This is a genomic window from Fructobacillus evanidus, assembly GCF_963580165.1.
Lineage (GTDB): Bacteria > Bacillota > Bacilli > Lactobacillales > Lactobacillaceae > Fructobacillus > Fructobacillus evanidus.
Window position 1 is genome coordinate 121,429 of sequence record NZ_CAUZLM010000001.1, and the last position, 16,068, is coordinate 137,496.

Sequence of the window (16,068 nt, forward strand, 5' to 3'; positions counted from 1 at the left end):
GATGAAGGAGGAAAAAACGTTGAGTAGTTATAACTTTTCGGCTGGACCCGGGGTCCTGCCGAGTCCGGTGATTAAGCAGATTCGAGAAGACTTAGAGAAGGAAGAAAACTCGCATTACAGTATCTTAGAGATTTCTCATCGTAGCCCTAAGTTTGATGAAATTATTCACCATGCAGAAGACCGTCTACGCCAGTTAATGGACATCCCAGACGATTACGCCGTGCTTTTCATTCAAGGTGGGGGATCTCTGCAGTTTGAGATGCTGCCCCTTAACCTGGCCAATCAGAAGAATAAGATTGCGGTCTTAGATTCTGGTAACTTTGCTAATAAGGCAGCCAAGGCGGCGCAAGCGGTTGGCAAAGAAGCCACCATTGTCGCTAGCTCGAAGCCAGACCACTATCGCTATTTGCCAGAATTACCAGCTGATTTTGATGCAGCTGACTATGACTACCTCCACATCACCACTAACAATACAATTGAAGGTAGCACCTACCATCAAGAAAACTTGCCAAAAACAGCAGGACACTTGGTGGCAGATATGTCTTCTAATATCTTAGCCGAACCCTACAATGTGTCTGATTTTTCAGCCATCTTTGCTGGGGCCCAAAAGAACCTAGGACCTGCCGGCGTCACGCTAGCCATCGTTAAAAAGGATTGGCTTGCCGAACAAGAGATTGAAGGCGTTGGCCCAATGATGCGTTACCAGTCATATATCGACAAGGACTCGATGTACAACACGCCACCCGTCTTCAGTATTTACGCCCTCAGTCTTGTTCTGGATTGGGTTTTTGACCAGGGTGGTGTCAAGCAACTTTACCTAAATAACCAAAAAAAGGCTAAGCGCCTTTATGATTATTTAGATCAGTCTGATTTTTACCAAGTGCCTGTTTCGGGTCAGGAACGGTCCTTAACAAATGTTGTCTTTACAACAGGGGACCACGAATTGGACAAGAAAATCAGCTTGCAGGCTGATCAGGAAGGGTTGCACAACCTGGCAGGTCACCGTTCGGTCGGTGGCTTCCGGGCATCCCTGTATAATGCACAGCCAATGGCAGCAGTCGAGGCGTTGATTACATTTTTGGAGAAGGCGGAGAAGGAACACAAATCATGAACATTAAAACGTATAACGCGATTAGTCACACCGGTTTGGACTATTTGAAGGACCGTGGTTACGAGATTAACGGTGACCAAGATCCCGATGGTATTTTGTTGCGCTCACAGGACTTACACAAGGAGCCTATTCCAAACTCAGTGAAGGCCGTTGTTCGTGCCGGAGCCGGTTTTAACAATATCCCGGTGGCTGATTTGTCTAAGCGGGGAATTCCGGTCTTTAATACGCCCGGTGGCAATGCCAATGCGGTTAAGGAATTAACAGTAGCCGCATTGATTATGGCGGCCCGGCCAATCGTGGGTGCGATTAACTTTTCGAACCAAGTTCGTGGTGGCGATGTTTCACTACGCACGGAAGCCAACAAGGGTGGTTACCGTGGTACGGAGCTGTATGAGAAGACACTGGGTGTGATTGGACTTGGAAACGTTGGTTCTAAAGTGGCCAACATCGCCTTGGCCTTTGGTATGAAGGTGATTGGTTACGATCCCGGACTGAATGCTAATACTGCTTGGCGCGTTGACCGGCACATTACGCATGCGAAAAGTGTTGATGAAGTCTTGCAGCAGTCTGATTTTGTTACAGTGCATATTCCTTATACGAAAGAAAACCACCACTTTATCGATGCCGATAAATTAGCAGAAATGAAGCCAAATGCGGCTTTGATTAACTTCTCCCGTGGTGGTATTGTCGATGATGAGGCCGCAGTGAAGGCTTTGAATGCTGATAAGCTCCGGATGTTTATTACTGATTTTAGTAGTGACGTCTTGTTTGATAATGACAAGGTGATTATTACGCCACACATTGGTGGCTCAACGGTTGAAGCGGAAGATACTTCTGCTTTGATGGCGGCCAAGCAATTGGACGACTATTTGACCAGCGGAAATATCGTGAATTCCGTCAACTACCCAGATATCAACGAACCATTTACGACCAAGTACCGGTTGGGCGTTTTGCATAACAACGTGCCAAATATGATTGGACAAATCACGAAGGTCGTTGGGGAACTCGACTTAAACATTGAAGAATTGTCAAACCGAGCAGTTGGCGACTATGCCTATACCCTTTTGGCGTTAAATCAGTTACCATTAGGGCAAGAGGACAATATTGTCGATAACCTAGCAGCCATCGAAAACGTTTTGAACGTTGAATTGTATCAGAACCAGGATTAAAGGGGAAAAATAAAAAATGACAGAAGCACTCCAACAAGCAGCCATCGATAAATTGATTGCCCGTGGCGTGACATTGCAGGACGTCTTTGAGGGAACTCAGACCTTTTTGATTGAAAAGTACCATGATGAAATCGATGGGGAAGCCCTCGATAAGGCGATTAACCGCGTGTTACACAAGGATGAAGTGGCCGACATTATTTTGACGGCTATTTTCTTGGATGAACAGGCTGTTTTGATGCCAGAATCAGAACCATTGAAGGCTCGGTTGAAGCGTGATGCTAATGGCCACAATGTGGATGAAATTTTGGCAATCGGGATTACCCAACAATTCTCAGCCGCAGCAACGGTTCATTATGGTCTCTTGGACGATGAGAAGCCTGGTTTGATTGGCGAAATCAATGACCGAACTGATACTGTTAACGTTTACTTGGATGATATCTTGGCGGCTTTGATTGCATCTGCTGCGATGACTTACCTGGAAGTCCTTGGTGGAAACGACTACTAATCGAATTTTCCCTGGTTAATTAGTGCAATTTTTGTTACAATAAATTGTATTTTAATTTTTTAAGGAGAAGACACAATGTCAGGACATAGTAAATGGCATAACATTCAAGGTCGTAAAAACGCCCAAGATGCTAAGCGTGGAAAAATTTTCCAAAAGCTTGCGCACGACTTATATGTTGCAGCAAAGGCTGGCGGTGCTGATCCCGAAATGAACGCTTCATTGCGTTTGGTTGTTGACAAGGCCAAGGCAGCCAACATGCCAAAGGATAACATCCAACGAGCTTTGGACAAGGCCTCAGGTGCCGGTGGCGCCAAGTTCGAAGAAGTAACTTACGAAGGTTATGGAACAGCTGGAGTAGCCGTTTTGGTTGAAGCTTCAACTGATAACATTAACCGAACAGTTTCTTCTGTTCGTAACTCATTCAAGCACTTCGGTGGCTCATTGGGAACTTCTGGTTCAGTTGCTTTCCAATTCGACCGCAAGGGTTACTTGGTCATTGACCGGTCAGAAAACCCTGATTTGGATGAAGACACAATTTTGGAAGCAGCATTGGAAGCAGGCGCTGAAGATGTGCAAACTTCTGATGAAGCATTTGAAATTTACACAGAACCAAGCGATTTCCAGACTGTTGAAGCTGCTTTGACAGAAGCTGGTTACGAATTCGCTGATGCTGAAGTTTCAATGATTGCTCAAAACCCAATGGCAATTTCTGATGAAGATCGCGAAAAGTTGGATAGTTTGGTTGACGAATTGGAAGAAAACGAAGACGTTTTGGCTGTTTATACAACTGCTGAAGACTAATTTGACTTTCAAGGCCAAACAAAAAAGGCAAGCCCGCTAGGGCTTGTCTTTTTTTGTTGATTGGGTTGACTGAATAGTGGAGTAGTGGAGCGCCACTGGTTGTTAACCTTTGTCAATCGTTTGCGCGTTGGTCATTTTTACTTATTTTTGTACCTGAGCTAATGCGGCCTGAACCAAGGCTGCTAACTTTTCCCGGTCCTGGTCACCTGGGTAGAGGTTAATTCGAGTTAGTTCACCGGCACGCTTAGCACCGGTCTTTTGAAATTGCTCATCAAAGGAGTCGAGTGCGAGGCAATAGAGGTCACCATAGAAGGTGTCGCCAGAGCCGGCTAAAGCATAGGTAAAATCAGGTAAGGCCACGTCGGCGAGGTCGTCGAAGTAATCAAGGCCTTCATCGGGGAGTGACCCTTCGTCGTATGTGTAAGGAACAACAAAACCGAGATCAAAGTCTTGTAATTCCTCGGGTTCGGTTTGGGAAATTTCGCTTTTCTTAACGGAAACTCCTTGGTTCTCTAATTCTTCGACTAAAATATCGGCGACGGCTTCGTTGTTACCAGTGATTGTGGCAAAAACGACTTGGGCTGTGAGATTTGCTGCAGGCATTGTCTGCCTCCTTTGGTTATGAGATTTAGTATCATTATACAAAATTTACCGGGGCTTCGTTTGAACAAAAGAATAACAAAGCTGATTTGAAAGACTGGTAATTTTAAAATTCTTGTCTTATAATAGTCACAAATACGAGGAGGATGTTTGATATGGCATTGAATAAAGACCAAGTTGCAGCCTTGCAAAACGTTTATGATAACGGCATTTTAGACCACGATGATAAAGCCCGCCAGGCACTGGCCCAGGTTTTGGCTGACGCGAAATAATTGATATTTTGTTTTAGTCGTGTTATATTTAATCATAGAAATTGCTGATGAGGATAACTTAGGTTAGCAAGTCCTGATAGAGAGCTTACGGTTGGTGGAAGTAAGCAGGGCCCTAATTTTTTGACTACCTCTGAATGGTTAACGAGTAGGAATTGAAAGTTAGCCCGGGTGACACCGTTAACTGTCTCAAAGACCCAGGTATTGATTTTTATCTGGAAATTGGGTGGTACCACGGTGACACGTCCCTTTGTGCAAACGCACAAAGGGATTTTTTTGTCCCTAATTTTCCAAATCAGCAATTGAAAAAAGAAAGAAGGCAATCATAATGGCAGAAATTACATTAAATTTCCCTGATGGCGCTCAGAAGTCTTACGAGGCTGGCATCAAGCCCATTGAAGTTGCAAGTTCAATTGCAAAGTCATTGGCAAAAAAGTCTGTTTCAGCAAAGTTGAATGGACACTATGTTGGGATGAATGATCCATTGACCGAGGGTGGCGATTTTCAATTAATCACCACTGCGGATGAGGAATCATTGGATATCCTGCGTCACTCGACCTCGCACTTGCTTGCTCAAGCAATGCGTCGCTTGCCAAAGTTTGCTCATGCACACTTCGGAGTTGGACCATTTATTGAAAACGGTTTCTATTACGACACTGATAACGGTGCCGGAAACCAAGTTTCTGTGGAAGATTTCCCAGAAATCGAAGCGATGATGAAGAAGATTGTTAAGGAAGACTTGCCAATCTTGTCACACGAAATTACTCGTGCCGAAGCCTTGGAAACTTTCAAGGACGACCCATACAAGGTGGAATTGATTAATGATTTGCCTGAAGACGAGCCAATTTCAGTGGCTGTTCAAGGCGAACATGTCGAATTAGACCGCGGTGGTTTGGTGCCATCAACTGGTTGGATTAAGCACTTTAAGTTGGTTTCTGTTGCTGGTTCATACTGGCGCGGTCAATCAGACAACGCCGTTTTGCAACGTGTTTATGGAACTGCCTTCTGGAATGCCGAAGATTTGGAAGCTGATTTGCAACGTCGGGCCGAAGCAAAGGAACGTGACCACCGTAACATTGGTCGCGACTTGGACTTGTTCTTCACGAGCCAAAAGGTTGGTTCAGGGTTGCCAGTTTGGTTGCCAAACGGGGCCACTATCCGTCGCCAAGTAGAACGTTATATCGTTGACAAGGAATTGGCCAACGATTACTTGCACGTTTACACACCAGTTTTGTCAAACTTGAACTTGTACAAGACTTCAGGTCACTGGGATCACTACCGTGAAGACATGTTCCCACCAATGGACATGGGGGATGGCGAATTCCTGGAATTGCGTCCAATGAACTGTCCTTCACACATTTCAGTTTACCAACACAAGCCACGCTCATACCGTGACTTGCCATTGCGAATTGCTGAATTGGGTATGATGCACCGTTATGAAAAATCAGGGGCCTTGACTGGTTTGTCACGTGTTCGTGAAATGACTTTGAATGATGGTCACACTTTTGTTGCACCAGACCAGTTGGAAGAAGAATTCAAGTCAATCTTGAAGATGACCATGGCTGTCTACGAAGACTTCAACATCACGGATTACCGTTTCCGTTTGTCATACCGTGACCCTGAAAACACTGCTAAGTACTTTGACGACGATGAAATGTGGGAAAAGTCACAGGCACAGTTGAAGCGGGCTATGGATGACATGGGCTTGGATTACTTCGAAGCTCCAGGTGAGGCAGCCTTCTACGGTCCTAAGTTGGATATTCAGACGAAGACTGCCTTGGGTGGTGAAGAAACATTGTCAACCATCCAATTAGACTTCTTGTTGCCAGAACGCTTTGATTTGACTTATGTTGGTGAAGATGGTCAAGATAACCACCGTCCAGTGATGCTCCACCGCGGTATCGTTGGAACGATGGAACGCTTTACGGCTTACTTGATTGAAATGTACAAGGGCGCCTTCCCAACATGGTTGGCACCTTTGCAAGTTCAAATTATTCCTGTTAACAATGGTGCTCACGGTGCCTATGCTAACAAGATTAAGCAAGAATTGCAGGAAGCCGGCTTGCGTGCTAACGTCGAAACTAAGGAAGCCAAAATGGGCTACTTGATTCGTGAAGCACAAACCAAGAAGGTCCCATATACGTTGGTCTTGGGTGATGATGAGCAAGATAACCAAACGGTTACTGTTCGTCGCTATGGCCAAAAAGAAACTGAGAAGATGTCGGCTGATGCCTTTAAAGACTTGGTCTTAAAGGATGTTGCCAACTATTCTCGAGTAGCAGAATAATGTAGTAACCAACAATCGATCCACTTCTTGGTGAATCGATTTGTTGTTTGTAAGAGCGTTTTTAAACGCGGAATTAAAGGATTAAAAGAGATAAATCATGTCTTCAGAAAATAACGGAGCTCTTGAGGGAGATAAAGGGCTCAGTAACCGTCACGTTCAGCTGATTGCTATTGGTGGAACGATTGGAACCGGACTTTTCATGGGTGCCGGGGATTCAATTCACTTTGCTGGACCAGCAATTTTGCTGACATATGCCGTTATTGGCTTATTAATGTTTGTTGTAATGCGTGCGATTGGGGAAATGCTTTATGCTGACCCAACGCAGCATACGTTTATTGCCTTCATGTCAAAGTACTTGGGTAAGAAAACGGGAACTTTTGCTTCCTGGTCTTATTGGTTAACCGTTGCCTTTATGGGAATGGCCGAATTAACAGCGATTGGAAAGTACGTTCAGTTCTGGTTCCCATCATGGCCAGCTTGGCTGATTCAAATTGTGATCCTGGTTGTTTTAACTTCAGTTAATTTGATTGCGGTAGCATTGTATGGTGAAGCTGAATTCTGGTTTGCGATGATTAAAATTGTGGCAATTTTGTCACTGATTGCTACTGGAATTATCATGTTGTTAACCGGCTTTAAAACTAGCCAAGGAACGGTTTCGGTTAACAATTTGGTTAGTCACTTCTCACTGATGCCAAATGGTGTCGGTAACTTTATTAACAGTTTCCAGATGGTCATGTTTGCCTTCGTTGGAATGGAATTTATTGGAATGACGGCAGCCGAAACCAAGGATGCTCGCAAGGTTTTGCCGAAGGCAATTAACCAAATTCCTTTCCGAATTTTGTTTTTCTACTTGGGTGCCTTGGCAACCATCATGGTTATCTATCCATGGCAACAAATTCCTGCTAACCAAAGTCCCTTTGTAGCGGTCTTTAAGTTAGCTGGGGTTAATTGGGCCGCAGCTTTGGTGAACTTCGTTGTTTTGACATCAGCTGCTTCTGCTTTGAACTCTGTTATTTTCTCAGCCTCACGAAATTTCTATTCATTGGCTGTAGAATCAAAGAGCAAGGTCTTGAAGCCATTTACTAAGATGTCAACGCACAATTTACCTGCCAATGCTGTTTTGATTACCGCTGCTTTGGTGGCTTGTTCAGCTATCATTGCCGTTTTGCCACAAATTTCGGATGCCTTTACTTTCGTTACTTCCGCCTCGACAGACTTGTTTATCATGATCTATGTGCTGACGCTGGTAACTTACTGGCAGTATCGTAAGTCAAACGACTATTTGAAGGACGGCTTCTTGATGATTGCACCCAAGTTCTTTGTGCCAATCGCCATTATTGGTTTTGTCCTGATTTACTTGACGTTGTTCTTTAACCAGAGCGCAATGGTGCCGGCTATCGGTGCTACCATCTGGTTAATTGTCTTTACGATTGTCCAGGCCTTTAAAAAAGCCTAATGCTTTTTGATTCAAAACGAGACTAATTTTACCTTTAATTCTGAAAATAAATCAGAAGGGGCTTAGATTTGATTGGTATCGTGTCTGAGGAGAAGGCGGTATCCTAGTAAGAAAGTAGAACCTGTCAACAACCACCACCCAACAGGCTTATGCTTGTTGAATGTCACTGGCTAGTACAGCGTGATGCTGGGCCTTACAAAACGGAGAAAAGAATGAGTAGCATAATTGATTTTACCTTGCACATTGATACCCATCTGGCAAACTTGGTTTCCCACTTTGGCATCTGGACCTATTTGATTTTATTTGTCATTGTTTTGATTGAAACTGGGGCAGTTGTTTTGCCATTTCTACCAGGTGATTCATTGCTGTTTGCTGCCGGTGCCATTTCGATGACACCAGCTGGTCAGGAAGCCGGTTTGAACCATTGGGTCTTTATGGTTGTCTTCTTTATCGCCTCCGTTGTCGGTGATTCAATGAATTATTGGATTCTTAGGACCGGCGGGCGAGAGTTGCTAAATCATCGGCCGTTTTCGATTATGATTAAGCCTAAATATATTGAAGAAGCGGAACAGTTCTTTGCCAAGCGTGGCGCGATGGCCATTATCTTAGGTCGTTATATCCCAATTGTGCGGACTTTCGTTCCTTCTGTGGCTGGTTTGTCAAAGTATAGTTTCCGTAAGTTCCTTGAATACACCATGATTGCTGCACTTTCATGGACTTTCATTGCAACCGGTGCCGGGGCTTTGTTCGGTAATATTCCTTTTGTCCGTGAACACTTCTCATTGATTATTATGGGCATTGTTTTGGTAACATTGTTACCTTCAATTATCGGCTTGGGTCGATCATTGATGAAAAAGAAAAAGCAACAGTAAAAAAATTAGTTTTCAAGCAGGTTCGACACTCGTCGACCTGCTTTTTCTTTGGTCAAAAATTGTTATAATAAGAGCATGAATAATTTTCGAATTTTACAACAATTAAGTCAACAAAGTATCGAGCAGGTTAGCTCAGCAACTGGCCTACCACTAGATGATTTAGAGTCTTTTGCCGATGGGCAAAAAGAGTTAGCGATAGCTGACTTGGAACGGCTCTGTCTTTACTTTTCATATTGCTTGGATCAATTGGGCAACGCCAATCAGGCTAACTTGTCAAAGCATCCGATTCATATTCGGCTGACAACGGATTATCTGTTAAATCTCGGGATAACTCTATCGGATTGGATTTCATTGAAGTGGGCCTTGGAGGGGGATTGGGCTGGTGACCAGTTAGCCGTGGGCTTCTTCACGGCAGACCAGACCCTGGTCAAGGTCATAGAGACTTCGGCTGATTTTACCAAGGCTTTTGCCGGTTATCTGATTTTAGCCCTTGAGGGTGAATTTACCCCCTATATTGATGAAATCCATGACAGTGTTCATTATGATTGGCGAATTTTACGATATCGATCACAAGCTGATTTTCAAGATATTACGAATGACCTTGCCAACACGCCATTAAAGGAGATTGAAGCATGACCATTAATTTGATTTTAGCAACTGACGCCTACAAGCTGACTCACCATTTGCAGTACCCACAAAACATCGATAAGTTGTATTCTTATGGGGAAGCTCGTATCGGGGGTAAGTACCCAACTGTATCCTGGTTCGGGCTCTCGATGATTCTCCATGACTACTTTCAAACACCAGTGACGGATGAGATGATTGATGAGGCGGAGCGAGTTTCAGAAGAAACTTTTGGGACCAAGGAATATTTCAACCGTGAAGTTTGGGAAAAGGTTCGCGATTTGGGTTATTTCCCTGTTAAAATTAAGGCTCTGCCAGAAGGAATGGAAGTTCCTGCGGGAAACGCCTTGTTTACGCTGGAGTCAACGCGCGATTGGTTTGCTACTTCGTTAAATGCTTTGGAATCACTATTGATGCATGTTTGGTATCCGACGACAATTGCAACCAATTCGATGTATATCAAAAAGCGCCTGTTACCACTGGTTGAAAAGACGGGGACGGCGAGTTCATTACCTTTGATGGTTAACGACTTTGGTTTCCGTGGTGCCACAAGCGTGGAAGCAGGTGCTCAAGGTGGCGCTGCTCACTTGTTGCACTTCCGTGGATCGGACAACCTTTTGGCTTCAAACTATTTTGAACACGTGTATGGTGTCGCGGGTCGGGCCCAATCCATTTGGGCAACGGAGCACTCGGTGGCAACTGCTTATGGTCCTGGTGAGGGTGAGTTAAACTACGTCAATGCTCAACTGGATCGGACACCGGATGATGCGCTAGTTTCAATTGTAATTGATTCATACGATACCTTTAATTTTGTCCGGAACGTCATTGGATCTGAACAAATGGTGGAACGGATTAAGAACCGAGCTGGTCGGGTAGTTTTGCGTCCCGATTCAGGCGACCCCGAAACAATCGATTTGGCTGTTTTGGACCTTTTGGCCGAAATTTTTGGTACAGAAGCTAACGATAAGGGTTATAGAGTCTTGAAGCACAATGTGGGCCTGATTCAGGGTGATGGCATGAAGGCCGAAACCATTATTGCGCTGTACGAGGCCTTGATTAAGCATGGTTGGTCAACGGACAACTTGGTAGTTGGTTCTGGTGGCGGCTTGCTCCAAGAAGGCTTTACCCGCGATACCGAACGTTTTGCTATCAAGGCGGCCTATGCTCATACCACTGATGGCCAGAATTTGGTGATTAAGAAGCAACCAAAGACGGATCCGTCAAAGGCTTCCAAAGCCGGTTTGCAAAAGGTTGTGGCTGATGAAAGGGGTCGAATTCATACAGTGAGTGTCGATGAACCAGGACAGGATTTGTTGCAAACGGTTTACGAGGATGGCCGATTAACAATTGAGGATGGTCAAACGATTGTTGACCGTGCTGCTGGTGCTGATTTACTATAAAATCGTTTGAATTCCAACCAGACCATTTAGGCCAAATTTGTGAAATTGATTGTTGCTACTGTAATAAATGTGGTACAGTTAAGTCACGAACAACAAAGGAGGAACCTGATGGTCGAATTTGTGTGGCAGACATTTTTACCAGTTACTTATCAGACTTTACAGGCCCCTTTTTTCTCAAAAACAGTTTTCCATTAACGGAAAACTGTTTTTTTTATTTGATTTAGGAGGATACGATGGCAGCAGCAGTTAGTAAAATCAGCATGGATTTCATCACCCGATTAAATTTGCAAAATCCCCATGACGTGAAAACGGTTAACGGTGGGGATACAAACGCGACCTATTCGCTTTATTCGGGTGAAAAGCGGTACTTTTTGAAGGTTCAACCCAATCAAGACCGCCATTATTTTGATCACGAAGTGGCTTCCTTGAAGGCTTTAAGTGAATGGGTCAGGGTTCCCAAAGTCATGAAACAAGGAGAAAAACAAGGAAGTGCCTATCTGTTAATGGACTGGATTGAAACCGGTTCAAACAATCAGTCAGCCTTAGGAGAAGCTTTGGCTCACCTTCACCATGCAAAAGGGAAGGCCTTTGGCTTTGAAGTCAACGCGGATAATGATTATTTCCCAAAGAACAATACGTGGTCAAGTTCGTGGGGAGAATTTTTTGTCCACCAACGTTTAGAACCCTTGATGGACTTAGCCAAGAAGAAGGCTCTCTGGTTAAATCAGCGCGGTGACCACTTTGAAAATCTCAAGAAAACGATTTTGGCAGATGATCATGTGCGCCAGGTAGAACCATCGCTGTTACACGGTGATTTGTGGGCTGGTAACTTTATGTTTGACACCAATGACCAACCAGTATTTATCGACCCAAATTCTTTCTACGGTGACCGTGAATATGATTTGGCCGTGTCGAAGGTCTTTCCTGGTTTTAATGAGGACTTTTATAGTTCATATGAAGCCGCTTATCCGCTAGAGGATGGCTATCAGGATCGGTTCAAGTGGTATGAATTTTATTATGTTTTGCTTCACTTTGTTCGCTTTGGTGACATCTATGCACCACGATTAAACCGCTTATTGATTAGTTTCTAAGTTGAGCATCATGACTAGACCAATTTGTTGACATCTTTTCGGGCAGTCTGTATAATTTCTTGGACGTCCAAAGCGAGGAGAAAATCAGTTATGTCAACAATGAAAACGAAGCGTTTTGTGGCGACAACAGTCTTTGTCGCCATCGTATTATTACAGAGTTTCGTGCCATTCTTAGGTTCTTTACCATTAGGAGCCTTTGTTATTGGTGCCTCGGTGACGATTGTACCGATGACCGCCGTTTTAGCGGGCATTTTACTTGGCCCACGCTCGGGGTTAGTGGTTGGCCTCTTTTGGGGGATGACTTCTTGGATTCGGAATTTGATGCACCCCGGGACCATTGGTTCACTGATTTTTTCAAATCCAGTGACGGCTTTAGTGCCACGGCTCATGGTTGGCCTTTTGGCCGGTTATGTAGCGGGCTTAGTGTTGAAAAAGACGCGGTTGCCTTGGTGGGGATTCTTCCTTCTTGGGGCTTTCGGCGCTTTATTAAATACCGCCTTAGTGATTTTGAGTACGACGGTAGCCTTTAAGCTCTTTCCGGTTAGCGGAATGGGGATTCCACACGCCCATCTTTTTGCCTGGTTAGTTGGCATTCTTGGCTTTAATTCTGGCTTTGAAATGATTGCAAATGGTTTGTTAGTTCTTTTGATTGGCCGAGTTCTTTTGGCCAAGTTGCCAAACTTGCGACCTGAATAATTCTGATTTTTGTGCAGCCATGTTAATTGGCTGCTTTTTTAAATGGTTACTAAGTAAAAAAGAACTTAATCCAGGGGGATTAAGTTCTTTTACTTGGTATTTGAATAGATGCGCTTACCCGGCATATCGCTGTTTTTAGCTGAAAAGCCGGTGCTATGCACTTCATAAAATAAAGGCGATTATGTCAACGGTTTTGGCTGCTGTTTTTGTAAAATGTTATGAATCGTTATAAAACGTTTTACAATTATTTTTTTAATCGACTGTATCAATAACTGTATCATCATAAATTGTTTAACAGATTTAATGCTTTTTTGTTTTCTGATAGACGTTTTTCATTTAAAAGGTGGGCATATATACCAAGGGTAATGTTAACGTTTGCGTGTCCTAGGCGTTCACTAACATATTGAATCGATATATCGTTAGCCAATAGAAAACTGGCATGTGTGTGCCTTAGTCCGTGCATGGTTATTACTTTCGAGTTATTTTCCACCAGAATTTTTTTCAATTCTTTATTACAACTGTCATTTTTAGGCGGAACGCCGTTTTTACCATAAAAAACAAATTTATGGTTTAAATTCCACGCTTTGATAGCCATAACAAGCTCGTCAGGGATAGTTATGATTCGATTTGAGTGAGTTGTCTTAGTTGGCTTAAATACGTTCTGAATCATGTCCCAGGACTTATTAACAGATATAGTTTTTTCTTTTAGATCTATATCTTTAGGAGTAAGTGCAGCAACTTCAGCATAACGCATGCCAGTGAAAGCTGAAGTCAATATCATTTTAGCCGTTAAGTCATCAGTTTTTTTGCATGATTCTACTAATTTCTGAAAGTCATCTTTTTCTAAAAATTTTAAATCGCTATCTTTGCTTTTCTTACCAGCAACGATGTAAATATTTTTTGTAAAGTCTTTTCGAATTAAATTTTCATCAAGTGCGTATCGAGTAAATCCAGATATAATATTTTTAATACGATAAACGGAACTCTTGACGTGGTTTTTCGAGTAATCATTTATCATGATTTGAAACTGTTCTGTTGTAACTGAGGAAAGCTTTTTGTTTGGCCAATACTCTTCAATAATTCTAATTGTTCTTCTATACCAAAGCTTAGTCTGAAATGATATTTTTGGCTCTTTAAACACGGCATACCATTGTTTAAATTGGTCAATAAACAGTTTTTCTGAAACAATCAAGGTATCATCATTTTTCTGTTGTTCAATTTCAACGGCCCACTTTTGAGCCTCAGACTTTGTTTTAAAACCTGATTTTACTTTTCGTTTATCTTTTCCATCAAGTTGATAGTAAACACTAGCACCCCAACCATTTGAACGTTTGTAAATACTTGCCATTTTGTTTCCTTTCTGAAAATTGGTACAAAGAAAAAGGCTTGCGCCCTAATTTGTTTTTATTGATTATGTTCCATTAAACTGAACGTTCCATTGAATGAGGTGACACAAACTATCACAGAATAGACAATTAAAATAATAGTGATAGATGAATCATAGAAATTGTAATTGTGTGAAACGCTGTACCCAAGGCTTAAAAATGCAAGAAGAGGAGAGATTATCATTAAGCTTTCTTTAACTTGAATCATGTAGTGTGATAAGAACTTAAAATAGTATTGATCCTCAATTGAAATCCAATTGAAGGCAATTTTATTAATAATCATATTGATAAAAATTGGTATTGGTATGGTAGTAGCCATAATAGTGATAGTTGTCCAACCTATTGTTTTTCCTGCTAAAAGATTGTGGATGATACTTAAGAAATATGCCGGTAGAAGAGCAACAAAAAAATTAATCATAACTATCAGCATGATATAGACAGTAGGCCAAATATATTTATTTATTATCTTTCTTTTTGTCGATTTATTTATTATTGCAATTTCACGTTCTAATCTATCAACTCGACTGGTTAATTGCTCATAATCTTGTGTATTTTCTTCCTTCATCGTATTTAATCCTTTGTTACTGTAATTTTATGTATGTATGCCCCAAAGGGCGTCTAAATTATTATTGAACGAATATGTGTGGTTACAATTCTTTATTGTTTAAACCATCAAGCTTTTCAATTAATTGTTTTTGTAGCTTAATATTTTCTTCTTGAAGTTTTTGGATTTTTATTGCATCTTCGTGTGCCTGGTCATATCCCCATTGCTGTTCTCTGTTTTTCTTTAAGTATTTGTTGATTGTCTTGATGAGGTAGAAAACAATATATGAAATGAAGAATAGTGTTAATGAGTTTTGAAGTAATGATAAAAATGAAGATTCTAATGTGTGGGTAGGGTGGTTACCATTAAATGCAAAAATCCATATCCAAATATACCCGATAAGATTTGCTAAAAAGCTTGTTAAACTCTTTATGACGTCACTAAAGTTGTATCCAATCACAATTGAAATGACAAAGGTTAACAGAAATGGCGCGAACATAAACTGCTTAAACTGTTCAAAGTTTGAAGACGTGTGGTCAAATAACTCCTCGGTTTTTGATTTAACATTTTCCTTAACGTCTTTGGCACTAGTTTTGATTTCTTGCACATTGTTTTTGATGTCGTTTTTCATATCAGACAAGATTGATTTATCAAATTTGTTTTTCATGTTGTGTACTCCTTTTATGTATGCCCGACAGGGCATGGTGCTTAACGCTTTGATTTTCGGAATCCGGCATTTATCGCCTCTTGTTCATTGTGAAAATAAACAGTGTTTTCGGGTTTTATATTGTAATGCTGCTGGTCTGGCATGTGGTACACATGTGTTTTTGAGTCACCAACAATAGAAGTGGATTCTTGTTGAGTAGGTTGCACACTTTGCGCTGCCTGATTGCCAGTTTGGGGTGTAGTTTGATTATTAGACTGTTCTTTCGTTGAATCGGTCGGCTGTTCATATTTTTGAATGTCGTTTGATGAAGCAGTGGATTCCTGGTGTGAAGATGAACTAGATGATTTATTAGACTCATTATTTTTCTTGGTAGAAATTGATTTTGATGATGATTCTGCACTTTTATTTGATTTATCATCATCAGATGAACCTGATCCTAAAATCATAACAACGACAAAGAACGCTAATATCCAAAACCAAACACGCTTGTAAAACGGTTTTTTAATGCCTTGGTTTTTCATTTATACTTTCTCCTGTTCACCTTTTAACGTGGTTAAGGTTTTGCACGTGTTTATACCGACAATGGGAATA

Annotated in this window: 16 protein-coding genes and 1 other annotated feature; of the genes, 11 read left to right on the top strand and 5 right to left on the bottom strand. The window is 42.0% G+C overall.

Features of this window, described 5'->3' with window-relative positions:
• Positions 1 to 19: 19 nt before the first annotated feature.
• The 4 genes from serC (at position 20) to AABI08_RS00665 (ending at position 3,586) form a co-directional block, all read left to right on the top strand.
• Positions 20 to 1,111, top strand: coding sequence for a 3-phosphoserine/phosphohydroxythreonine transaminase (gene serC / locus AABI08_RS00650; RefSeq protein WP_338343220.1), 1,092 nt, complete (start codon positions 20 to 22; stop codon positions 1,109 to 1,111).
• On the top strand, positions 1,105 to 2,280 hold the full coding sequence (locus AABI08_RS00655; protein ID WP_338343331.1) for a 3-phosphoglycerate dehydrogenase family protein: 1,176 nt from the start codon (positions 1,105 to 1,107) through the stop codon (positions 2,278 to 2,280). Before serC ends, AABI08_RS00655 begins: the two co-directional genes overlap by 7 nt.
• A 16-nt stretch (positions 2,281 to 2,296) precedes the next feature.
• The gene (locus AABI08_RS00660) at positions 2,297 to 2,785 is read left to right on the top strand and encodes a phosphatidylglycerophosphatase A family protein (RefSeq protein WP_338343219.1); all 489 of its coding nucleotides are present in this window, start codon (positions 2,297 to 2,299) and stop codon (positions 2,783 to 2,785) included.
• Between the two features lie 75 nt (positions 2,786 to 2,860).
• Entirely contained in the window at positions 2,861 to 3,586 is a 726-nt protein-coding gene (locus tag AABI08_RS00665; RefSeq protein ID WP_338343218.1) for a YebC/PmpR family DNA-binding transcriptional regulator, read from the top strand.
• Positions 3,587 to 3,727: 141 nt separating this feature from the next.
• Here the strand turns inward: AABI08_RS00665 and AABI08_RS00670 are convergent, their stop codons facing one another.
• The gene (locus AABI08_RS00670; RefSeq protein WP_059393200.1) at positions 3,728 to 4,189 is read right to left on the bottom strand and encodes a flavodoxin domain-containing protein; all 462 of its coding nucleotides are present in this window, start codon (positions 4,187 to 4,189) and stop codon (positions 3,728 to 3,730) included.
• A gap of 304 nt (positions 4,190 to 4,493) precedes the next feature.
• Positions 4,494 to 4,708, top strand: a binding site (T-box leader).
• Between the two features lie 75 nt (positions 4,709 to 4,783).
• Here AABI08_RS00670 and thrS point away from each other — a divergent pair.
• The 7 genes from thrS to AABI08_RS00705 all read left to right on the top strand — a co-directional run bounded on the left by thrS (position 4,784) and on the right by AABI08_RS00705 (position 12,881).
• Entirely contained in the window at positions 4,784 to 6,742 is a 1,959-nt protein-coding gene (gene thrS, locus AABI08_RS00675; RefSeq protein ID WP_338343217.1) for a threonine--tRNA ligase, read from the top strand.
• Positions 6,743 to 6,839: 97 nt separating this feature from the next.
• A complete protein-coding gene (locus AABI08_RS00680; RefSeq protein WP_338343216.1) occupies positions 6,840 to 8,198 on the top strand; it encodes an amino acid permease in 1,359 nt (452 codons plus the stop codon).
• Positions 8,199 to 8,410: 212 nt separating this feature from the next.
• On the top strand, positions 8,411 to 9,070 hold the full coding sequence (locus tag AABI08_RS00685; RefSeq protein ID WP_338343215.1) for a VTT domain-containing protein: 660 nt from the start codon (positions 8,411 to 8,413) through the stop codon (positions 9,068 to 9,070).
• A 75-nt stretch (positions 9,071 to 9,145) separates the two neighbouring features.
• Complete coding sequence (locus AABI08_RS00690; RefSeq protein WP_338343214.1) at positions 9,146 to 9,706, top strand: XRE family transcriptional regulator; 561 nt, start codon at positions 9,146 to 9,148, stop codon at positions 9,704 to 9,706.
• A complete protein-coding gene (locus AABI08_RS00695; protein WP_338343213.1) occupies positions 9,703 to 11,094 on the top strand; it encodes a nicotinate phosphoribosyltransferase in 1,392 nt (463 codons plus the stop codon). The genes AABI08_RS00690 and AABI08_RS00695 overlap by 4 nt, the downstream gene beginning before the upstream one ends.
• 233 nt (positions 11,095 to 11,327) lie before the next feature.
• Positions 11,328 to 12,185, top strand: coding sequence for a fructosamine kinase family protein (locus tag AABI08_RS00700; protein WP_338343212.1), 858 nt, complete (start codon positions 11,328 to 11,330; stop codon positions 12,183 to 12,185).
• A 90-nt stretch (positions 12,186 to 12,275) separates the two neighbouring features.
• Positions 12,276 to 12,881, top strand: a complete 606-nt coding sequence (locus AABI08_RS00705; protein ID WP_338343211.1) for an ECF transporter S component — start codon at positions 12,276 to 12,278, stop codon at positions 12,879 to 12,881.
• A gap of 280 nt (positions 12,882 to 13,161) precedes the next feature.
• On the opposite strand, the gene AABI08_RS00710 is transcribed toward AABI08_RS00705, so the two are convergent.
• The 4 genes from AABI08_RS00710 to AABI08_RS00725 all read right to left on the bottom strand — a co-directional run bounded on the left by AABI08_RS00710 (position 13,162) and on the right by AABI08_RS00725 (position 15,998).
• Positions 13,162 to 14,229 (bottom strand): site-specific integrase, encoded by a 1,068-nt coding sequence (locus AABI08_RS00710; protein WP_338343210.1) that lies wholly within the window; start codon positions 14,227 to 14,229, stop codon positions 13,162 to 13,164.
• Positions 14,230 to 14,285: 56 nt separating this feature from the next.
• Positions 14,286 to 14,831, bottom strand: coding sequence for a hypothetical protein (locus tag AABI08_RS00715; protein WP_338343209.1), 546 nt, complete (start codon positions 14,829 to 14,831; stop codon positions 14,286 to 14,288).
• Between the two features lie 82 nt (positions 14,832 to 14,913).
• Entirely contained in the window at positions 14,914 to 15,477 is a 564-nt protein-coding gene (locus tag AABI08_RS00720) for an MscL family protein (protein ID WP_338343208.1), read from the bottom strand.
• A gap of 41 nt (positions 15,478 to 15,518) precedes the next feature.
• Positions 15,519 to 15,998: a sunset domain-containing protein gene (locus AABI08_RS00725; RefSeq protein WP_338343207.1), complete on the bottom strand. Its 480-nt coding sequence runs from the start codon at positions 15,996 to 15,998 to the stop codon at positions 15,519 to 15,521.
• Positions 15,999 to 16,068: the final 70 nt, after the last annotated feature.